The 22,324-nt window shown below is 43.3% G+C and carries 20 protein-coding genes; 11 read left to right on the top strand and 9 right to left on the bottom strand.

From position 1 onward, the window contains the following. Positions 1-59: 59 nt before the first annotated feature. Positions 60-1,049, top strand: coding sequence for an NAD-dependent epimerase/dehydratase family protein (locus IPJ09_14355; protein ID MBK7372594.1), 990 nt, complete (start codon positions 60-62; stop codon positions 1,047-1,049). Between the two features lie 2 nt (positions 1,050-1,051). On the opposite strand, the gene IPJ09_14350 is transcribed toward IPJ09_14355, so the two are convergent. Continuing rightward, on the bottom strand, positions 1,052-1,726 hold the full coding sequence (locus IPJ09_14350; GenBank protein ID MBK7372593.1) for an rRNA pseudouridine synthase: 675 nt from the start codon (positions 1,724-1,726) through the stop codon (positions 1,052-1,054). Positions 1,727-1,876: 150 nt separating this feature from the next. Between IPJ09_14350 and IPJ09_14345 the strand changes: the two genes are divergently transcribed. Continuing rightward, on the top strand, positions 1,877-2,470 hold the full coding sequence (locus IPJ09_14345) for a DJ-1/PfpI family protein (GenBank protein MBK7372592.1): 594 nt from the start codon (positions 1,877-1,879) through the stop codon (positions 2,468-2,470). 89 nt (positions 2,471-2,559) lie between these two features. Here IPJ09_14345 and IPJ09_14340 read toward each other — a convergent pair whose 3' ends face one another. The 5 genes from IPJ09_14340 to IPJ09_14320 form a co-directional block, all read right to left on the bottom strand. Beyond that, on the bottom strand, positions 2,560-2,988 hold the full coding sequence (locus tag IPJ09_14340; protein MBK7372591.1) for a VOC family protein: 429 nt from the start codon (positions 2,986-2,988) through the stop codon (positions 2,560-2,562). Positions 2,989-3,050: 62 nt separating this feature from the next. Then, a complete protein-coding gene (locus IPJ09_14335; GenBank protein ID MBK7372590.1) occupies positions 3,051-3,260 on the bottom strand; it encodes a hypothetical protein in 210 nt (69 codons plus the stop codon). Then, positions 3,253-3,996, bottom strand: a complete 744-nt coding sequence (gene bla, locus IPJ09_14330) for a subclass B1 metallo-beta-lactamase (protein ID MBK7372589.1) — start codon at positions 3,994-3,996, stop codon at positions 3,253-3,255. Before bla ends, IPJ09_14335 begins: the two co-directional genes overlap by 8 nt. Before the next feature lie 172 nt (positions 3,997-4,168). After that, entirely contained in the window at positions 4,169-5,125 is a 957-nt protein-coding gene (locus IPJ09_14325) for a GNAT family N-acetyltransferase (protein MBK7372588.1), read from the bottom strand. Between the two features lie 15 nt (positions 5,126-5,140). Then, positions 5,141-6,313 carry a prolipoprotein diacylglyceryl transferase gene (locus IPJ09_14320; GenBank protein MBK7372587.1) on the bottom strand — a complete coding sequence of 391 codons (1,173 nt, stop codon included), beginning with the start codon at positions 6,311-6,313 and terminating at the stop codon, positions 5,141-5,143. Positions 6,314-6,455: 142 nt separating this feature from the next. Between IPJ09_14320 and IPJ09_14315 the strand changes: the two genes are divergently transcribed. Beyond that, a complete protein-coding gene (locus IPJ09_14315; GenBank protein ID MBK7372586.1) occupies positions 6,456-7,043 on the top strand; it encodes a hypothetical protein in 588 nt (195 codons plus the stop codon). A gap of 117 nt (positions 7,044-7,160) precedes the next feature. Here IPJ09_14315 and IPJ09_14310 read toward each other — a convergent pair whose 3' ends face one another. Beyond that, a complete protein-coding gene (locus IPJ09_14310) occupies positions 7,161-9,434 on the bottom strand; it encodes a c-type cytochrome (protein MBK7372585.1) in 2,274 nt (757 codons plus the stop codon). A 144-nt stretch (positions 9,435-9,578) separates the two neighbouring features. Between IPJ09_14310 and IPJ09_14305 the strand changes: the two genes are divergently transcribed. From IPJ09_14305 to IPJ09_14270, 8 genes are all read left to right on the top strand, one after another. Continuing rightward, positions 9,579-12,041: a phenylalanine--tRNA ligase subunit beta gene (locus IPJ09_14305; GenBank protein ID MBK7372584.1), complete on the top strand. Its 2,463-nt coding sequence runs from the start codon at positions 9,579-9,581 to the stop codon at positions 12,039-12,041. 53 nt (positions 12,042-12,094) lie between these two features. Beyond that, positions 12,095-12,385, top strand: coding sequence for a hypothetical protein (locus IPJ09_14300; protein ID MBK7372583.1), 291 nt, complete (start codon positions 12,095-12,097; stop codon positions 12,383-12,385). A gap of 9 nt (positions 12,386-12,394) precedes the next feature. Continuing rightward, positions 12,395-12,673 carry a cell division protein ZapA gene (locus IPJ09_14295; GenBank protein MBK7372582.1) on the top strand — a complete coding sequence of 93 codons (279 nt, stop codon included), beginning with the start codon at positions 12,395-12,397 and terminating at the stop codon, positions 12,671-12,673. 56 nt (positions 12,674-12,729) lie between these two features. Beyond that, positions 12,730-14,391: a ribonuclease Y gene (gene rny / locus IPJ09_14290; GenBank protein MBK7372581.1), complete on the top strand. Its 1,662-nt coding sequence runs from the start codon at positions 12,730-12,732 to the stop codon at positions 14,389-14,391. Between the two features lie 165 nt (positions 14,392-14,556). After that, entirely contained in the window at positions 14,557-16,278 is a 1,722-nt protein-coding gene (locus tag IPJ09_14285) for a GMC family oxidoreductase (GenBank protein MBK7372580.1), read from the top strand. A 20-nt stretch (positions 16,279-16,298) separates the two neighbouring features. Then, the gene (locus tag IPJ09_14280) at positions 16,299-16,892 is read left to right on the top strand and encodes a gluconate 2-dehydrogenase subunit 3 family protein (protein ID MBK7372579.1); all 594 of its coding nucleotides are present in this window, start codon (positions 16,299-16,301) and stop codon (positions 16,890-16,892) included. A gap of 34 nt (positions 16,893-16,926) precedes the next feature. After that, entirely contained in the window at positions 16,927-18,246 is a 1,320-nt protein-coding gene (locus tag IPJ09_14275) for a dienelactone hydrolase (GenBank protein ID MBK7372578.1), read from the top strand. 48 nt (positions 18,247-18,294) lie between these two features. After that, a complete protein-coding gene (locus tag IPJ09_14270) occupies positions 18,295-18,777 on the top strand; it encodes a hypothetical protein (GenBank protein ID MBK7372577.1) in 483 nt (160 codons plus the stop codon). 2 nt (positions 18,778-18,779) lie between these two features. On the opposite strand, the gene IPJ09_14265 is transcribed toward IPJ09_14270, so the two are convergent. Next, a complete protein-coding gene (locus IPJ09_14265) occupies positions 18,780-19,838 on the bottom strand; it encodes a DUF4249 family protein (protein MBK7372576.1) in 1,059 nt (352 codons plus the stop codon). Further along, entirely contained in the window at positions 19,835-22,264 is a 2,430-nt protein-coding gene (locus tag IPJ09_14260) for a TonB-dependent receptor plug domain-containing protein (GenBank protein MBK7372575.1), read from the bottom strand. The genes IPJ09_14265 and IPJ09_14260 overlap by 4 nt, the downstream gene beginning before the upstream one ends. Positions 22,265-22,324 lie beyond the last annotated feature (60 nt).

Below are 22,324 nucleotides of genomic sequence, written 5' to 3'. Positions count from 1 at the left end.
GAGCATCCACTCCTCTACAAAACAGAAAAGTTTATATATTACTCTCCTAATAAAAATTTATGCACATTTTAATACTTGGTGGTGGTGGATTCCTGGGGCAAAAACTTGCCAAACAACTTATTACCAATCAGTCCATCACCGTAAATGGAGTGCCGGGCCAGATCACAAAAATCGAATTACTCGATAGATTTTGGCCGCAGCATAAAGTAGAAGATCCGATTCTCATCTATACTCAGGGTGATATCACGGACGAAGCTGTGGTACAGTACGCTTTAAATGCAAAGCCTCATGTCATCTTTCAACTGGCTGCCATCGTCAGCGGCGAAGCCGAAAAAAACTTCGATCTCGGTATGCAGGTCAATCTGCTCGCCAATCTGCGACTATTAGAGATGATCCGTACCATGGGAACACGACCGGTCGTGGTCTTTGCGAGTACCTGTGCGGCATTTGGTGGAGAGGTATCCAGGGTGATCGATGATTTTACGGCTCCTGCCCCGCAAAGCTCGTATGGAACACAAAAAGTCATGACCGAACTCTTGATTAATGATTACAGTCGTAAAGGTTTTTTTCATGGAAGGGTTCTACGCCTGCCTACTATAGTCGTGCGTCCCGGCAAAGCCAACGCAGCCACTTCCTCCTTTGTCAGCTCCATCATCCGGGAACCGCTCCAGGGACTAGCCGCTAACTGCCCTGTATCCGAAGATGTAAATGTCTGGATACTTTCGCCCCGCGCAGTCACTTATAATTTTATTCACGCAGCCGGACTGACCAACGCACAACTGGGCACTAAAAGAATCATCAACCTCCCCGGCAATACGATACAAATAAAAGATATGGTCACTGCCCTGGATGACATCGCCGGATCGCCGGTGAGTCAATGGATCGATTGGACTCCTGATGCATTTATACAAAGTATAGTCCTCACCTGGCCACCTTTTTTTAAAACGGCCTGGGCTGATCATTTGGGATTTATCAAAGATGAATCTATACAGGATATCATCAAAGGGTTTATAGAAGATGAATTGTGTGGAAGGGTAATAAGCCGGTGATTTTAGTCTAAGGTGGTGTATTCGGGTTCTTCTTTTAATTCAAAACCTGTCTCCACTATTATGTGGGTATCCTCTGCTTTGACAAGTTTAAGTTTTTCAAAAAAATCTCTTTCTTTTATTTCAAGAAGTGCGCCTGGTGGCAGCTGGCCGAGTGCCAGATCTTCTATACTCACCCGGATCAATCGCTTGCATTTATGCCTGATCGCTGTAATCATTTTGCGTACCTGGTGATACTTGCCTTCCGTAAGGGTGATCAAGATCCAGGTATACGGTGGGTAGGCAGTCAGCCTGTCTTCTAAGGTATATAACTTCTCCGGGTTATCTACGATATTGACCTGGCAAGGTGGTGTTGTATAAAATTGCCCGGCTTTTATTTTAATGGCTACTCCTGTTCTCAAAGCCTCCAGGTTTTCTATCGAAAGCTGATGATTGACCTGTACTAGATAGGTCCTTTGGTGTGGAGTCTGACTTTGAAACAATAAGCGGGTTACTTTTTTGTTGGTAGTCAGGATCAGCAAACCTTCTGAGTCTTTGTCCAGCCTGCCGATCGCATGTATGTCTTGCGGAAAATCAATATCCAGGTCCGCCAGGCATCTTACCTCATGAGATACTATGAATTGAGAGACCATATCAAAGGGCTTGTGTAGGATAAAATATCGGTGGGGAGAGCTAGTCATATTTATCGGCGGGAAATTTAGCTGAATTCGTTGAGAATGTATTTTTTAAGTATAATTACAAAGTAAATGCTCAGATTTTCGGACATTATTTTCAGTCAAAGTTTAAGATCAGGCTGAGTACGCTTATAAAAATTAATTCATTATCTTATGATGAAAGTGGGTGTTTTGCTTTTTGAAAATTTTGAAACGCTGGATGTTTTTGGCCCTGTGGAAATACTCGGACGGCTTACAGAAGAGTATCAGATATATTATTACTCGCTGGTTGGTGGGCTGGTCACCAATCAGCATGGGATCAAAATCATGTCAGAGCGTTTGTTAGATGGAGCCTCGGCGCTTGATATTTTTCTCCTTCCCGGAGGGCCGGGCACCAGGGTAGAAGTACATAATCGTGAGTTGATATCAGCCATCCAACGCCAATCTCAGATATCAAAGTATGTGCTGACTGTATGCACCGGAAGCGCCTTACTCGCTATGACCGGGCTATTGGATCATAAGAAAGCGACTACCAACAAAAGAGCTTATGATTGGGTAATATCTCTTAATAAAGAAGTCGAGTGGGTCAAACAAGCGAGATGGGTCGTGGATGATAAATATTATACCTCATCAGGAGTGAGTGCCGGCATGGATATGACTCTGGGGTTCTTAAGTGATCGGCATGGAATAGAGTTTGCCAGAAAGGTTGCTTTTCAGATAGAGTACACCTGGACGGAAGACCGTAGTTACGATCCTTTTTGCAATCAATAAATATGATCTTTAGGAAAAATGTGTACTGTGGCTATCATTGACTATGCCTGTTTGAATTGTTCAAATGAATCAGGTTGTAAAGGATTGTCTTAGGTGGCAAATAACTGACTGATGTCCTGAAAAGATTTGAACTCAAGGGCATTGCCCGAAGGATCTAAAAAAAACATAGTAGCTTGCTCACCGGGCATCCCTTTGAATCGAATATAGGGCTCGATGATAAATTTTATCTGATGGTCCCTCAGTCTTTTTTCTAATACATGCCAGTCATCCCAGTCCAAAACTACTCCAAAATGTGGAACGGGCACATCGTGACCATCTACCGGATTAAAATGATGTTTTGCTTCTGCCTCCGGCCTTGGCTTCAGATGGATCACAAACTGATGCCCATATAAGTCAAAATCTGTCCAGTTCGTATCACTCCTTCCTTCACCACAGCCCAGTACTTCACGATAAAATTTTCTGGATTCTTCCAGGTCATATACGGGTACCGCTACATGGAAAGGAGTTAATTTTTTCATGTTTGATTTGTTTTTATAATGGATGGCTGGTGATGGGTTGAGGGTTGAAAATTACAAATTATTTAAGTGAAATTTGTCACAAAATGTATAGCCCTTGATCCATTCCGATAGATAGAAGTGATATTTCCAACCAAGTGTGCAGGGGTCATAAAAAATAATTTTGGAGCAGTTACGCTGTAAGAGTTGACTGGAGTGTTGTAGTCCAGATAGGTAGTATGATTCACCTCAGGACGATATGCAGCATGCCTTACCAGGTATGGGCTTTTATTCAACTTTAAATAATTTAATAGTGTAATCCAATAAATCAATATTTCCCGGCTTACCATGTCCAGGTATAATTACTTTAGCTTTTTCGTATTTGGATTTAACAGCCTGTACTGTATTTGACCAGTCCATTACATTAGCATCTCCTAGATATCCTTTACTTGCACCTAATTCCTTAATTAAACATCCACCAAATAGAACTTTTTCATCTGGAAAATAGGATACAATGTTATCAATGGTATGTCCTTCTCCAAAGTATTCATTGACTACTTTTTTATCTCCAACAATGAGCTCTAAAGATTTTTCAAATCCTATTTGTGGAATCTGTACACTATCTGCACGTGCCAGTTCAATTGTTTTAAATGAAGCATAGGAGGGAATTTGCCTTGCATGAAATTCATGTAGACCACCTAAACAGTCAGCATGAAAATGTGTAACAACAATACCAATTACTTTAGATTTTAAAGTATTTTCTACCCAATCGATTAATTCTTTGGAATCGGTATCATTTGTAGGCGTGTCAAAAATTAATGCTTCGCTGCCATCCATTACGATCATTCCATTACAATTTACTTTACCAAAATCTTCTGTGGAGAGATAGGATATATGCCTATACGTGCGGTTCGTAAGTTTTTCTACTTTCAGGTTACTGCTTTCGTGCATGGAGATATATTTCTGAGTCTTACAACTTAGAATTCCTAAAAGCAGGATGGAAATAATAGGCGTGGTTAAACTCAATTTCATGGTTTTATTGGGATATGCTGTGAGTGGTTCGGATCTTTTATCGATGTCGTTGGTTTCCTGTCTTTTCAACAAGTAGCTTCCAGTTCTATTATTAGGTAATTCATTCATTTATGATTTAAAATTTATAATAATCCCACCTATTATTTAAGTATTTGTGACCGCTTTCCCCACCTCAATATCCCGCCAATGCAAACAACGCCTTCCAAACTCTATTTCCATATCTCGTCACTTGTAGCACCGGCACCCTGACACTGCCAAACGATCTAAACATACGCTCCGGCCCTTCTAACATACTTCCTTCAAAATCAAAAGTCTCATGTTGATCGATGTGCTCCAGGATACAAGTCCACAGGATACCATGGATACTTCCTCCAGGATCCAGATGGTGATCACGACCAAGTACCAGGTTGTAGACCTTGTCCTCATCTTTGACCATAAACATACAGGCCACCGGTGTATCATCGTTGGTCAGCCTGGCAAGGTAGATATCACCGGCATGATGTGCTTTGACTGCTGCATACAATCTTTGAAACTGGACAAGGCTATACGGAGTCTGCAGCCCCTGTTTATTAAAAGTCTTGCTGACTAAATCATAGGCTATCCGGGTATCATCACTTTTGGTGACGGTCACTAACTTCAGCGTTTTGAGAAGTTGGGTCCTGGCCGAGCCTTCCATCTGCTCCCAAAGGGCTTGCTCTGTCTGGCGCAGCGATAGATGATAGGTGTATCTCCAGTCCAGGCGATAGCCCTTCCAAAAAAATGGAAGCCCATAAGTAAGGTCCGGGAAAAATTTTTGTTGCAAATAGGGGGTATGGGGCAATTGGCTGATCAATTGATCCAGGACCGACTTTTCAAAATCATACCTCGAGTTGAGTTTTTGCCCGTAGGGGTATTGCAGATGGATACCCATATAAGGTGTCAGAAAGGGCATCCCTGTGACGCGAATACCACGCTTGACAAACTGATAGTGCGGTAAGGCACCGATGATCTTCTGTTCTTTATTATAAGCCAGGCAGGCATCCCAGTGGTCTGGCATACAGACCGCATCAAGCCACCATGGCCTTAGAAATATAGGCAGTGAGTCTTCTTTATCAGCACTCCACGATCGATAAGCATCTTGATAAGCCAATTGGATTATTGCCTGTTAAGCGATAGAGGTTTTATTTTTTTTCCAGAGGATATAACAACCGACTACTCCGGTCAGGAACACCAGTAAACTGATGATTTCTGCCTGGGTCATAGAAAGACTACCTATATGGATCTTTTCATTGACACGTATTTTTTCAATAAAAAACCGCTCGACTCCATTAAATATACAATAGATGAAGAACAGCATACCGGCGATTTTGACCCTTTTGCGAATAGCCCAAAGGATGCCAAATATCGCTAATCCCATCAGGGCCTCCCACAATGGAGTAGGGTATACCGGCTCGGGAAGTTGCATACAATGTCGATAAGTACAATCTGCGATCTGCACCCCATCATTGAGGATATTGTGAGGATAAGTATAGGCCCACCAACTATCAGGTAGAAAGAACCAGCCTGGTTTGGGCAGGTGGTTGACAACACCCCAATCACCATCACCAGACAATTGACATCCAATACGGCCCACCGCATAGCCCAGGATCAAAGCAGGCGCCACAATATCCATAACATGTATTGGTTTGAGCCCCTTTTTCCTGACATAAATATAAACGGTGATGAAAGCAACGATCAGGCCTCCATAGATAGCTAGTCCACTACCGGAGAAAAATGCTTTCACCGGATCACGCATAAATGAACTCCAGGTCTGCTCTCCTTCAAACAATGCGAAAATCTTTGCGCCCAGTATCCCTGAGATGGCAGATACGACGGTAATGTCAGGCACCAATTGATAGGGGTGAAACAACACCTCCTGAGGAGCAGCATTGGTTTTTTTTACTTTGAGATAATCCCAATATTTTATTGCACCAAAGACCAAAGCGCCGATGATGCCGCCGATCAAATTACCTTTAGTAGACAAAAGCACTGCTACAGCATCGCCTTTCATCGCATCGAGGTGCTGATAAGCATACACAGCTTTGAATCCGATCACAAACCCAAACAGGGCATTGATCAATATATCCACAGGTCTGGCAGCAGCAGCAGGGTCAATCCAGATTTTATGGGGAGTCAGGATACCTTCTTGTTCTTTGCGCTTAAACTCAAGATAAAGTATGTAGGCACTGGTCAAAAAAGCCAGCGTAAGAAATAATCCAAAGGTTTTGACTATTGAGGAGGCACCATCAGGAGCTGAGCCAAATAGGAATTGCAAAATATAAGACAGATCTGGAAACATGCAGCAGAGATTATTGTAAAGGTAAAAATAACCCAATTTGATAGATACTCCATAAGACTTATCGATCAGCGTATGGATTCGATTAGATAAAAATAGGGTATGGGTATACTATTTGTACTATAATTGCATTTATTAAAAGGATATGACTAAGATAACTGTACTATGGGTGACATTGATATTTGGGATACAGACCATCCTCGCTCAGGAAGTCAATTTGAAAACCTCGGTATCAAGCTCCATTTTTACAGACGAACAGTGGCCGGGTACCAGCACGCGTCGCCAGGGTTATAGCGTTGGTTTTGATGTGATTATTAAAGATGGGAGTTCAGTCATCATGCCGGGCTTGCATTTCCAAAAGACCAGCTTGTTTCCAGTGACAGTAGATTGGAAAAAACCATATCAGGAGTACACTGATTTCAAAACTATAAAAATGCCCCTGCAGTTAGGACTCTATGCCTTGACCAATAAGTATGCTCATATTTTGCTACATGGCGGCCTGGTGGCCCATTTTCTGCTGGGTATGGATGAGAATGACAAAGTCATCGAAGAAGATCTCAACGAAATCAGAGGTGGCGCCATCATAGGGGTGTCTGCAAGGATACTTTTTTTGACTGCCCATGCCTCCTATGAGTACGGGCTTACACCGGTTTTTGTCAAAAATGGCCCATCCGGCATTATTAATAAAAGTAAAGAGAATGCATTTGCAATAGGAGTAGGCGTTTTTTTCTAGATTTAACTTAGTTCTTCACATTCTTGAATACCAATAATCATTGAGCGCCTTCTGACTTTTTTAATCAACTTCCAGGCGAACTACATTAATTATTAAGTAACGGGAGCTTCCTTCAAATCAATTTTTCTGTTCAAAATCTTTCATTTCATATGCCATGCCTCTGCCGACCGTACTATTCTTGATATTCCTGACTTGTCCACCGCCTACCTGGTCGGTCTGATGGCCAAATGCTCCTCTTACATAGGTGAGTATATCCCCAATATTTGGATTTGTCAGATCAGGGACGCTGCGGTGCCCAGGCATGATGGAGGTATTCGTGCCATAGGGTTTACCATTGATCAATATCGGTCCTTTCAGTCCATCCAGGACCACCCTGATGAGTCGATCTTTGTCCCCCATGACCCAGTCAGAATTGACCAGGCTTGGTGCAAGGCCAGGGGTACCTGTCCCGTTTTTGCCATGGCAGATAGCACAGTGATGCGAAAACAATTCATATCCTCGTTTAAAAGACTGCATAGCCAGCGGATCCATTTTCAGAAGTTGATCCGGCAAGTTTTTCTTTTTTTCGACCATCTCCTCCAGGATCTTTTGATAACCCAGGGTATGTTTTAAATAAGCTGTTTCGTGTCCGCTAATGGTTTTTATAATGGCATCTTGTACCAGGGTGTCCCCGGGATATTTTTTCTCCAGACGAGCCAGCCAGGCCAGCCCTGGTTGCTCATGACTGACTAAAAGTTTTTTTATGATAGGCAATGCGGAGAGATAGTCTATTTTTTTACTACATAAAGAATCGATGGTGGGTATGGTATTTACAGCAACTGGCCTGTTTTGAATCAATTTGAGTAAGGTCAGGTTCACTCCGGCCAATTTCATTTCTGCAAGGCCATGAATCATCTGAAGGTTGAACAGTCCCAATCCATCCAAAGTCCATATGAAAGGCAGAAGGTTGTTTTCAGTAACGACGGTCACCAGGGTCTGCATTGCATTCATGACAGCAGTACCTGCTTTTCGCTGTATCAATAATTCACGGGCCCTGTCCCGGTAATAAGCTGCGGGGTTTATAAGCATCATAGACAAGGCTTCGTCGGATTTGTCTGATAAGGTCTCTATAGGCAACCGATCTCCCTGGTAACAAATTCTAAATATTCTGCCCAGTTCCTGCCGAGATTGTAGATCCCTGTACCCAATCTGTCTTTTGAGGTAGGAGGTAAGGTAATTTTTATGTTGGATGACCCCCCGATGCATGTCTACCAGGTAAATACATCCGTCAGGGCCATCAAACAAATCTACCGGTCTGAATCGTTCATCCCTGGACCTTAAAAATTCACGGTTCAGGTCTGCTGGAGTAGCATGAATAAATCCCTCCTCATCAGTAGAGATCTTGATCCTCTGAACCAGGTTAGCCGCTGGTTCGCAGACAAAATAATTTTGATCATATGCCGGAGGAAACTGATGATTGCGATATACCAATGCCCCGCAGGCAGCTGTCACTTCGGTGAGTTTACCGGTGGAGTCAAGCACTCCTTTGGAGTATGCTCTGTTGACACCGGGATTGATGCCTGAGGGATGCACCAGGTTGTCCGTCCGGGGCAGACCGATGATGCCTCTGCTGCTGGCTTCATAGTATGGATTTTCAGTCAACCAATCTGCCAGTCCGTCATCACACTGCAGGGCTGTACTATTATTGTTGTAATATAAACGCCCAAAATCATCTGAGGAGATACCCCACTGACCACGAAACTCGGTGTTAGAACTGATCCATTCGCCGGTGCTATCCTGTTTAAATCTTTTGGCAGATTTTGCGCTATAAATCCAATTATCAAGGTTCCAGTACAGGGCATTGGGTTTGTGTTCAATATCTCCTTCGGTCGCATACATAGAGTCGATGAGCGTACGCGCTGACATGGTACCATCAGCCAGAGGATACCACCAAAGGTTTGGAGGCTCCGCCAATAAGATTCCTTTGTCGAGTACCTTAAATGCACGAGCCAAAATCAGGCCATCTATTTTGACTTCTTTGGTTTCATAATATCCGTCATGGTCTTTATCACTCAGTTTCAGGAGCTGCCCGGAAGGGTTGTTTTCGTTGGAACCAAGGGTGTCAGTCATGTAGGAGGGCATCGTCAATAACCATAGGTGTCCATCATAATCAAAATGCGCCACGATGGGTGTTTCGATTAAAGGCTCGGCGGCTACCAGTTCAATTTTAAATCCGGGTTCGAGGTCAAATTCCTTCAGTGCCTCCTCAGGGCTCAGGATTTTTGAAGCAGGTGTCAAAGATGGGTCGATAGGATCGTCTTTCATATCTCCCGTAGGCCTGGAGCTGATGGGCTGGTCTTCACGACAACTGAACAGGATAAAAAGGGTAACTAGAATCGTAATTAAGCGCATAATTCTGTTTGAAGGCACAAATTAGATTAACCAATTTTTATGAGCGGATTTTTTGAAATAAATTTTCATTTTTATCCGATTTAATGATCTTATATACTTGATTTCGTCACTCTGGCATGTCATCGTATCTTTGCGTCCTTTATTATGAATATATCACTTAATTGGCTCAAAGAATTTTTGACTATACATCAATCACCTGCCGAGCTGGCAGAGACCTTGACCAATCTTGGCCTCGCCGTGGATGGGTATGCTGACTACGAGAGTATACCAGGAGGCTTGAAGGGAGTAGTAGTCGGTAAAATAATCGAATGTCATAAGCATCCCAATGCAGACCGTCTTTCCTTGACCAAAGTCGACATCGGAGCAGGTGACTTGCTACACATCGTCTGTGGTGCCCCAAATGTCGCTGCCGGCCAGACGGTGCTCGTCGCCACGATCGGCTGCACTTTGTATACCATCAAAGGGGACAAAATAGAGATCAAAAAGGGGAAAATCAGGGGAGAGGTATCAGAAGGCATGATTTGTGCATCAGATGAGCTCGGACTGGGAGAGGATCACAGCGGTATCATGGTATTAGAAGACCACTATTCCGCCGGCACACCGGCTAGTGATATATATAAGGTATACACGGACACTATTTTTGAAGTAGACCTCACACCCAATCGATCTGATGCCACCAGTCATATGGGCGTAGCCAAAGATCTGGCCGCTTATTATGCCATTCATCATCCTGATCAGGGAGGATGGATCGCGCGGCCTGACATCACCTTGGATGCTCCATCGGATACACGGGCTGCCACCATTGTGCTGGAAGATGAAAAAGCCTGCCCCCGATACACCGGCATCACGCTTACCGATGTGACCATCGCTGAGTCACCATCATGGCTCAAGGACAAACTCAAAGCGATAGGTGTAAGAGCCATCAACAATGTAGTCGATATCACCAATTATATACTGCACGGCTATGGACAACCACTGCATGCTTTTGATCTGGACCAGGTAGAAGCCGGTCAGGACCTGGCTCCGGTCATCCGGGTCAGGCGTCTACCTGCCGGTACCAGGTTTGTGACCCTGGATGGCATTGATCGAACCTTGCACCAGGATGACCTCATGATTTGTAATAGCCAGGCTCAACCTTTATGTATCGCTGGTGTATTTGGTGGCCTTCATTCGGGTATCACGGGAAAAACCAAAAACATATTTTTAGAAAGCGCTCACTTCAATGCTTCCTCCATACGGCGCACCAGTATGCGACAAGTACTGCGGACAGATGCTGCTACACGGTATGAAAAAGGGACCGATCCTAATCTAACTGTACGGGCTATCCATGAAGCTGCACACCTGATCATGACGCTGGCTGGAGGCAAATTGGGCTCCCGGGTGATCGATCAGTACCCCCGGGTGGTGGAGCCGGCTGTGATCAATGTATCTCCTGACAAAGTGAGGGCAGTCATAGGCCAATCCATCTCGGATGAGCGCATTCTCCAAATACTCCACGCTCTCGAGATGCAACCAGAAATGATCGCTAATGATCAGATTAGAGTCAAAGTGCCTACCAATAAAGCAGATGTAAAGAGGGACATCGATGTGATCGAAGAGATCCTGAGGATCCATGGATTTAATAATGTACCTATGCCCGCCAAGATGGAGGTATCCTTTGCGATATCGTCTGAAGCCAGCAAAAAGCAACAATTGGTGGAAACCACGGCATCCTTGCTGTGTCATCAGGGATTTCATGAGATGATGGGGCTGTCCTTGATGGAATCGAGAGTGGTCACCGGCTCAGGCTTTGACACCAAAGACCTGGTATCTATCAATAATACCAGCAATGTGCACCTTGATGTCATGCGGCCAGATATGCTGCGCAGCGGCCTGAGTGCTTTGCAATACAATCAAAACCGGCAGCAATCCGACCTGAAACTATTCGAGTTTGGCAAAACTTATCTACCCAGACCCAATGATTCCTGGCCATTTGCGGAGCAGGATTATTTGTCCATTTTTGTTTCAGGTGCGGTCAGCCCACCTCATTGGCAATTAAAAGAAAATAAAGAAGCCTTTTTCTACCTCAAGGGACTGGTAGACCAATTGTTACGATTATGGGGAGTGACCAAAGCCCAATTTGAAGAAGTACCTCATCCTGATTTGAATCAGAGCCAGGAGGTCAAAATTGGTCCAAAGGCCTTGCTGCACTTTGGGCGTCTTTCCCCCGAACTGGCCAAAAAATTTGACCTCAGGGGAGAGGTATATTATGCACAGGTCGATATGCTCACCTTGTGGCAACACCTGAAAAATCTCCAAACTGAAAAAGTAGTTGCCCCCGGCAAATTTCCAAGCGTCCGAAGGGACCTGGCTGTCATCGTAGATAAAACGGTCAGATGGGCGGATATTTCCACCGTACTAAAGTCAATTAAATCTAATCACCTGAAGACCTTCGACCTTTTTGATGTGTTTGAGCAGGAGGAGCGGTTAGGAAAAGACAAAAAATCTTTGGCAATAAGCCTTATATTTGAAAATCCAAATCAGACCCTTACGGAGAATGAATTGGAAAAATCAATGGCCTTGATCCAGGATAAGCTGAGGGAAAAAACCGGAGCTACTTTGAGATAGACCAGCGAAAAATTGAGTTTTATACATTATTAAAAAATATTATATATTTGTTCGTGAAAGCTGTTCCTGTTATATTAGATCGATTGGAAGAGAAGATCAAAACAGCTGCTCAAAAAGTTGAGTTGCTCAGACAGGAGAATAAATTGCTTCATGACGAAAATGTCAAGTTGAATAAAGAGTTGAAATTAAGAGAAAAGCTCATCAGGGAATTGGAAGACCAACGCAATCTTTTTTCAGAGTATGCCGACTCACCCAAAGTAAGTCATCGTAAAGTAGAGCATGCCCTGGATCAATATATTCGTCAGGTAGATCAATGTGTCGAAATGGTCAAAAATATAGGATAGTCAAGTAGAATGAAAACACTACAAGTCATGATCGAAGGTCGTAACTACTCACTACAAGTCAGTGAGCAAGATGCCCCGTCGATGCAAAAGATTGTAGATGAAGTCAATGAGACCCTTAAATCGCTGCATATTTCATTTCCCAATAAAGATCGCCAGGATTGTATGGCCATGGCCTTACTGACCGTAGCGGTAAAACTGTATGAATCCAGGGCAGAAAGTATCTCGCCCGAAGTCCAGGATAAACTGGATACCATGGAGCACATGCTGGATGAGGTCCTGACTCATTGATTCCTTCCCCTTTATTCATTTTTTTATTTAACTTATTTTAAAAACTATAGAGTACTATGGAATGGATAGTAGGATTGATCGCAGGTCTACTCGGAGGAGGAGGTGCCTGTTATGTGTTGCTGACGAATATCAATAAAAAATCACAACAAAAACTTATAGAACAGTCAAATCAAAAATCTGATCTGATCTTAGAGCAGGCCAAAATCGCGGCCAAACGCATCACGGATGAAGCGGAGGTAAATTCAGAAAAATTGCTTTCAAAAGCGGAAGTAAGAAATGAACAAATAAAACAAAAAAAGATCCAGGAAGCCAAGGATCATTTTAATAGCAAACGATCTGAATTTGAAAAAGAAAAATCATCCCATGTAGTAGAGATGAAGGAACGTGAGCTGACCGTAGTCTCCATGGAAAATGACTTTAAACGCAAACAATCCGACTTTAAAGCCAAGATGGACGCTATCGAATTAAAAGAAAGTGAGCTCACTGCCGTCCGGGATAATCTCGAAAAACAACTTAAAATCGTCAGCAAACGCAAAGAAGAGCTCGATGCCTCTACAGAAAAACAAATCAAAGCATTGGAGAATATCGCCAAGCTCTCTGAATCTGAGGCCAAAGAGCAACTGATCGATGCGATCAAGGCCAAAGCAGAATCTGATGCCATGTCTTATGTAAAAGATGCAGCAGAACAAGCCAAAGTCACTGCCAGCAAAGAAGCTAAAAAAATAGTCATCCAGTCGATTCAGCGGATGGCTTCTGAGATTACGATTGAAAACACCGTATCGGTATTCCACCTGGACAATGATGATATCAAAGGCCAGATCATCGGTAGAGAAGGTCGTAATATCCGTGCTCTTGAAGCAGCCACTGGGGCAGAAATCGTGGTTGATGATACACCTGAAGCCATCGTAATCTCCAGTTTTGACCCTATACGCAGAGAGATATGCCGATTGGCTTTGCAAAGATTGGTGGCCGATGGTCGTATACACCCGGCCCGTATAGAAGAAGTCGTAGCCAAAGTCAAGAAACAGCTCGAAGAGCAAATCAGGGAGATCGGCGAACGGGCGGTGATAGAGCTGGATATCCATGGACTGGACCCTTACCTTATCTGGATGGTCGGTAGGATGCGATTCAGATCTTCTTACGGTCAGAACCTGCTCAAGCACTCTATCGAAACTGCCAATCTCTGCGCTACTATGTGTGCTGAACTTGGTCTCAATACCAAACTGATCAAACTCGCCAAACGGGCAGGTCTGCTACATGATATAGGAAAGGTCACTGAAGAAGAAAGTGAGCTGTCTCATGCCATCATCGGCATGAAGCTCTGCGAAAAATACAATGAACATCCGGCGATCATCAATGCAGTAGGTGCTCACCATGACGAGATAGAGATGAATAGCATCATATCTCCCATCACCCAGGCGTGTGATGCTATATCAGGTGCCAGACCAGGTGCCCGTCGTGAAATTCTCGAGTCTTACCTTAAGCGTATCGGCGAGCTGGAAGATCTGGCGATGTCTTACGATGGGGTTCAAAAAGCCTATGCACTGCAAGCCGGTCGAGAACTACGCGTAATCGTAGAAAGTGATAAAGTCTCTGACGGTTTTGCAGATGAGCTGGCATTTATGATTTCTCAGCGTATAGAAAAGGAGATGCAATATCCCGGTCAGGTGAGAGTCACTGTGATCCGGGAGAAAAGGGCTACTTCCATTGCGAGATAGAAATCTGCTTTGAGCTAAGTCTATTGGTTGAAACCAGGTATTTCTTAATTCGGAATAGTTTTTTAATCCCGGGACTGGCTGGTTTTACCAGGAATTGTCTACTTTCATTCTTAGTGGCGTTAGAATACTATATTTCCATTGCAGCGCCTACATATATATATAAGTATGCAGGGATTACAAATCATAGACAAGACAGCCAATCGCTTTGACGCTATCGTCATCGGATCAGGCATGAGTGGTGGTTGGGCCGCAAAAGAATTGTGCGAACAAGGGTTCAAGACCCTGGTACTCGAAAAAGGCCGGCTCGTCAATCACGTAAGAGATTACCCTACGATGAATCAGGAACCCTGGCAAATGGACCATCGTGGGGGCCTGACTCCGGACCAGGTTAGCCGTCAGCATATTCAGATCCGAAGTGGTTTTGTAGGAGAAAGTGGTCACCATTTTTTCACCGATGATATCGATAATCCCTACCAGGAAGACCGTCGGTTTGATTGGATACGAGGCAATCAGACAGGGGGTAGATCGCTCACCTGGGGCAGACATACCTATCGATGGAGTGATCTTGACTTTAGTGCCAATGCCAGGGAAGGAATAGCCATAGACTGGCCGGTGCGATACCAGGAGCTAGCTCCTTGGTACAGTTATGTTGAAAAATTCATAGGCATTTGTGGAGAAAAGCTTGGTTTGGCCCATGTGCCCGATGGTGAGTTTTTAAAACCTTTTGATCTCAACTGTTTAGAGCAGGAGTTTAAGAAAAAAGTAGCTCAAAAATTGGATGGAAGGATCGTCACGATAGGCCGGGTAGCTCATCTGACTGAGCCGCAACCCTGGCACCTGGCATTGGGTAGAGGTAAATGTCAGACACGCAATAAGTGTTCAAGGGGTTGTCCTTTTGGAGCATATTTTAGCAGTAATGCCGCTACCCTACCTGCCGCCAACCTGACCGGCAATCTTTCAGTCCGTCCTGACTCGATCGTTCATTCCCTCCTATTTGATCAAAAAACACAGCAGGTCACCGGCGTAAGAGTCATAGACAGCACTGATCATACCGAACACGAATATTTTGCCAAAATTGTATTTATGTGTGCCTCTGCGCCTGCTTCGGCCCAGATCATGCTTCACTCCGTATCCGATCGATTTCCCGATGGACTGGGCAATGACAGTGGTGAGCTGGGCCATAATATCATGGATCACCATTATCATGTTGGAGCGATGGGTGAGTATGAAGGACTGGAAGATCAATACTATACAGGCAAAAGACCAACCGGCATCTATATCCCTAAATATGTCAACTTAGACCCAAAATCCAACCATTCGGATTTTTTGCGTGGCTTTGGCTACCAGGGTGATTCTGGCAGAGCTGGATGGGGTCGCGGAAATGACTTGCCGGAAGTCGGTGCTGATTTTAAGGAAAGTTTATTTAAACCAGGAGGCTGGAAAATGAGCCTGATGGGCTTTGGCGAAGTATTGCCAGATCATAAAAATCGTATGTATCTGAGTAAGGACAGAGTGGATAAATGGGGCATCCCTCAAATCGTCTTTGATGCTTCCCATGGAGAAAACGAAATGAAGATGCGTGGTAAAATCAAAACCGATGCCATGGAAATGTTAGAGATATCCGGATTTAAAAATATTATCGGTTTTGATCACATTGGGGGCCTGGGCAATGGAGTGCATGAGATGGGCACGGCCAGGATGGGACATGATCCTAAGTCCTCGGTATTGAATAAATGGAACCAGGTGCATGCTGTCAAAAACCTGTATGTCACAGACGGATCATTTATGGTGTCGTCTAACTGTGTCAATCCTTCCTTAACATATATGGCCTTTACTGCGCGCGCAGTGGATCATGTTGTAAAGGAGATCAAAAAGGGTAACTTATAAAAATTTTCTAATAGGGATCAATGAATCGCAGAGAATATATCAAATACACGACGGGACTTTTGGGTTATGCTGTATCCTCTACAGCAGTACTTCAATTAATGGCATCCTGCAATAACCAACCGGGGCTTGAGTGGAAACCGGTTTTTTTTAGTCTAGCACAAGCCTCGCTGATCACAGAAGTGGCTGGCACTATCCTGCCTGAGACCCAGACACCGGGAGCGATTTCTTTGGGTATTCCACAATTGGTGGATCGATTGTTTGCAGAGTTGTTATCAGCGGACGACAAAAAAAGTTTCCTGGAAGGAATGTCCACTTTTGAAGAAGATTGTATCAAAAAATATGGTAGGGGCTTTCAATCGCTGGATAAAGCACAAAAAGAGCAGTACTTAATCGACCAGGATAAAAACGCTCCAAAATTTCCCATCTCGATGTGGGGTATCAATCTCGATCCGCACCCTCAACCAATCACTTTTTACAGGCGACTCAAAAGTATGGTGTTGATGGGATATTACACTTCAGAAAAAATAAGTAAAGAGGTATTGGTATATGCGCCGGTACCTGGTGATTATATTGGTTGTGTGCCGATCGGTGCTCGTAATAGTTATGCTGATTGAGTTCATTCTTTATTTAATTATTTCAATTATATCTATGTCCCGGTTATTAAATAAAATCAAAATTTTTATCATAGGGCTTGCCTTATTATTTCCAATTTGGATTATTGAAATCCATGCACAATCAGGTTCTCTGCCCTTTCTCTATGGAGACGCATTACCGGATGCACCTGAGCTAGCGACAAGAGGAGAATTTAAAGTGGGTGTACGCACCCTGGAATTAATCAATAAAAATCAGGTCGATATATTACATTCAAGGGGCGTCCAGGATACCCTATACGACCGTAAGCTCAAAGTAGAGATCTGGTATCCGGCAGTCCTGGCCACCAATGCGCAGGAGTTGGTCGTTTATGACGAGGTGATGGGCCAGTTTAATAATCCAGCCCGCCCGATCATACCATTTACTTTTCAAGGCCGGGCTGCCCGCGATGCTGCCCCTGATTTAGTTGCAGGTGGATATCCGTTGATTATAGTATCGCATGGATATACCGGATCGCGACTGATATTCACTTATCTCACCGAAAACTTAGCTTCCAAAGGATATGTCGTAGTCTCTATTGATCATACCGAATCTACTTTTCTGGACGCAGCTGCTTTCACTAGCACTTTACTTAATCGCGCCAAAGATGATTTATTTGTACTCAATAAAATGGCGGAACTGGGCAAACCGGGAAGCAATAGTTTTTTGACAGGATTGGTCGATGCTGACCATACCGCATTGATCGGATATTCTATGGGTGGATATGGAGCATTGAACGCAGCAGGGGCAGGGTATAGTAAAACTGCTGCAGCGCTGGTAGCTGGTTTTTCCGGAGGAAACAAATCGTTTGATTCAAGAACTACAGGACATCCTCAATATGTAGCTTCATATGATACACGCATCAAAGCAGTCGTCGCTTTTGCTCCCTGGGGTATGGAGCGAAATGTATGGGATGCAGAGGGTCTGCAAGGATTAAAAGTGCCTACTTTTTTTGTAGCTGGCAGCCAGGATGATATATCCGGTTATGAAAAAGGCACCAAAGCGATTTACCTGGGTGCCATCCATGCCGACCGATATTTATTGACTTATCAAAATGCCAGACACAATGTGGCTACCAATCCACCTCCACCAGAATCTTTACAGCCTGGGCTCCACTTTGACGAATACTACCGATATGCTGATCCTGTCTGGAATGAAGCACGCATCAATAATATCAATCAACATTTTGTAACTGCTTTTTTAGGTATTCATTTGAAGCATAGAGATTTTGGAAAATATTTGGAATTGCAGGAGAATGCTAATGAAAAAACATGGACTGGATTTAAACCACGTGCGTCAACAGGACTTGAATTGTTACACGCATTGCCTTCCCAATAGTAATTCCAAAATGAATATCGATGAGGGGCATTAGCCCAATTTCCTGGTATGACTATTCAATTTACCAAAGGAGACACTGCCAGGCGAAGCACGATCTTCTGCATAAGGGAAGACGGATCATCTACTTATTCTTATCTGCATCCAGGCATTGAAGTACATGACCTGGCACATTATGCAGTAGAGACCATATTGAGTTTTGATCAGAGTTTTTTTGGTTTGCTTCGGGCAGGATATCAAATCGCTGACTTTGAGGCACCGAGGGATAAAAGAGTCGAAGCGCTTCTACCAGCTAATATACCAGTACAATCTATTCAAACGGAATACCTGGTCAATCAGTTGATGACAGAATTAAACTCAGGACCCATCGATCATTTTATAGAAATGTTTAAGTCGACTTTGCAGCAGAGGTCTATAGATTATCCATCAGTGCTGGATGAAGATAAGCTCAAGGAGATACGATCACTTTTTTCAGATTTAATCCGGCAATGGAACTGTATCCGCTCCGGCGAAAGACTAGAACTCTGCTTTTGATACTAAAAAATCCACCCTTTTGGTTTTATTTTAGTCCTAAATTGTCCCTCAATGCATGGAGCTACTGAAAATGGATCGCCAACAAATGGAGTAGGGTCAGAGATTACTTTTTGAGTGGCACCCGCTATCGGAGAATCCAGATCTATATAAATTATTTTTTTCTCATAGGAGAATACGCTAAATACTCCAAGTAGTTTTTCGGAAGGATCCGATTGATTAAATACATTGGGATTGAACCTGGTCTGTGGAGGAATGTCAAATAAGGTACCCAGGTTTTCTGTAGTGGATTCTAAAGATCGAAGATATTCAAAAACAAGTGGCGTAATAGCCCTCTGTTCTACCTGGATATAATATTGTTTTGGAGGATTGGCATATGGGACACGTACTACTTTTTGAGTCAATGGCTGTCCATCACGCTGCTTGTCCTGTTGTATAATGACTTTCTGGTTATACACTATATTCCAACACTCGGGTGGAACACAAGGCTGCAACACTTCTCTACCCTCTGCCCTGCTGAATATTTTATTGCAAGAACTTGCCTTTTCATAATGAACCCAACTCCATTGATAATAATTTTCAACCCCGGGTATATCATTTGCTTGTGCATAGACATCAAAGCCATCATAGGGTAGATCTGATGGCGAACGAAATTGTTCACGGGTGTATAAAACGACCACACTATCCAGTTTAGGACTTGGCCGCATAGTTTCTTTGGACGATGTGTAGACCTGTCCATTCGCCTCTATAAATAATTGATAAGAATTGCCTACTTTCCCTTTGAAAGTGGTATCCGCAATGCCAAGTGTATTTTTAAAATCAAACCTTTCGCCTTTATCATCCAATAAATAAGCGACAGACTTTGGTGGTTGAGGTAGGGTGTAGGCACCTTTAGAGGTCACTTCGTCAAGGCTATAGTATACATTAATAGCTGCATAATCCTGAGTCACCTGGGCATCAATGATTAAGAATTTTTCGGTCTCAGGAAGTGAAGAGATACTCACCGGGTACTGGCATTGGACAAATACAAAGGAGAGCATCATCCATTGAATAAGGTATTTCATTTTTTCTGAAATTTAAAATTATAGGTGAGAGAAAATATAGGGGTTGGAAATACGCTGATCTTAAAAGGCTTGAAGGATGACTGATCAGGATTGAAATAATAGGAAAATGCATTTTTTCTCCCATAAAGATTATAGACAGTGATCACCCAGGACCCTTCCCAATCATGATCTTTCATAGATGGATTGGTAATGATCCAGGAAAAATCAAGTCGATGATAATCGGATATTCTACCATTATTACGCTCAGTATATATGGGTACATACTTAAATCCATTTCGATAAAAACTTACGGGGGCAGTAAAGGGTCGTCCGGTACTGTAGGTAAAAGTAAGCGATACCGCATTGTGTTTTTCTGTTTGAAAATTGAGGAGGGTATTTACCGTATGTGGTTTATCTATAATGCTGTTGTACCACTGTCCACCATTAAGTTGTTGTATAGCTGGGTAGTCACCTCTTATTTGTTGGAAGCTGCGTGCATAAGTGTAGCTGGTCCAGCCAGTCATAATGCCTTTCTTTTTATTGATCATAAGCTCAGCACCATAAGCCTTTCCTTTGCCGGAGATCAATTGGTTCTCCACATCCTGATTGATGCTGAGTTCGGCTCCGTTGACATAGTCAAATATCGATTTTTGCCATCGATAATACCCTTCCAGTGACCACTCCCATCGATGAGATCGGGTATCCTTAAACAGTCCCATGGTGACAAGGTCACTTTGCTGAGGTGGTGTATATCTATCAGCGGTTTTCCATCTTACGGTTGGAAGCGGGGTAGAATTACTCGACACCATATGAATGAATTGATTCATTCTGTTATAACCAGCTTTTATTGAAGTAATATCATTGATCTTGTATCGGATACCCAGCCGGGGTTCGATCCTGAAATGATTTGATTCCACTCCCCCAACAGCCAGTCGATTGATGATAGTACCTTTTGATTTTGGAGTGCCAGGTTCGTATTCGGCAATATCTTTATTGCCAAAATTGCTAAAATTTACTATTCTAATACCTCCTTCAAATAAGGTATTTCTATCAAGCTCGATCTCGTCAGAGAAATAAAAGGCAGACTCTAGTCCACTTTCCCGGGCCAATACTATGGGTTGGATCGAAGATCCTTCTATTGATTGTAATTCACCGGGTTTTATTCCCCAATGCACTATGGATATTCCAGCATTGATACGGTTTAATGAGTTAGGTGCATAGGCGACTTCTGCCTTTAGGTTTTGATAAAGCAGATTGGTTTTAAACTTAAATCCACTTTTTAATTCATCTGAGGTAGTAGATGTTTGATAATCAGATCTCACTCCCAGGATATTGAGGTTTAATTTTGGAGAAAAATAATGATTCCATCTCATAGCCCAGTTGATATGACCATAACGCATATTGGCCTGTGTGGGTACTATCCCTGCTATGCTAAAGAGTGAATCTATTCGATAAGCATCGTGGCTGATATAACTAATCAGAGAGAGATTGTCCTTCCCACTCAGCCTCCAACTTATTTTATTTGCCAAGTCGAAAAATTCAGGTTTATTGTCTGGCAACCTCCTATCGCCAATCGATTTAACCAGATTGTTATTATAAAATTTGATCAGATATTCGTTAAAAGATACTCTCGCTGAAGTCATAAACCCCATTTTTTCCTGGATTAGCGGTATTTCAGCATGAAGTCTGTTGGAGATAAGGCCTATACCCCCTTTTATGCTAAACTGCTCCATATCAGGTTCTGCCATTTTGATATCTAATACCCCGGCCGTGCGACCTCCGTATTTGGCAGGGATAGATCCTTTATACAACTGCAACTCCCGGATACCATCAGTCGGAAATAAGGAGAACAGTCCCAATAAATGAGTAGGATTGAAGATGGGCATATTGTCGATATAAATCAGATTTTGATCTACTGATCCTCCCCTGATATTAATACCGTTAGCTCCTTCGCCCACTGCGGAGACTCCGGGCAAGTTTTGCAAGCTCCGTAGTATATCTATTTCGCCGGCAGCAGGAGGCAGTTTTTGTACTGCTTTAAGATTCATCATACTTACACCTAAAGAAGGACTTTCCAGATTACGCGAATCACTCTGGCTGCTGATCACAATCTCCTCCAGCATGGTCGATATATTTTCCATTCGGATCTCTATGGGTTTGGTCCGTGCTTGAATGTCAAAAGGTCGAGCATATGGTTTGTATCCGTATACCTGAAAAGCAAAATCATGTACCCCGCACTTGACACCTACCCTGACCATACCTGCACTATCTGTAATTCTGAAAGTCTCATTGCCATCAATCCTTAATACGGCACCTGCTAAAGGATCGCCGGTTTGATCGTCTACTACTCTTCCTGTAAAATAACAAGGTTTGGGCTGCTGTTGAGCGAGTATAAATGGACTTTTGCAAAAAAGAAAAAGGGAAGCAAGAATTAAGTATTTATTCATTAGCAATACCAACCGGTTTTATCGACTCAGGAAGGGGGGCTGAATTTAAAGAATATACTT

The sequence above is a fragment of the Saprospiraceae bacterium genome (assembly GCA_016709995.1).
Lineage (GTDB): Bacteria > Bacteroidota > Bacteroidia > Chitinophagales > Saprospiraceae > JADJLQ01.
This window is presented reverse-complemented; position numbering and strand designations above follow the sequence as displayed.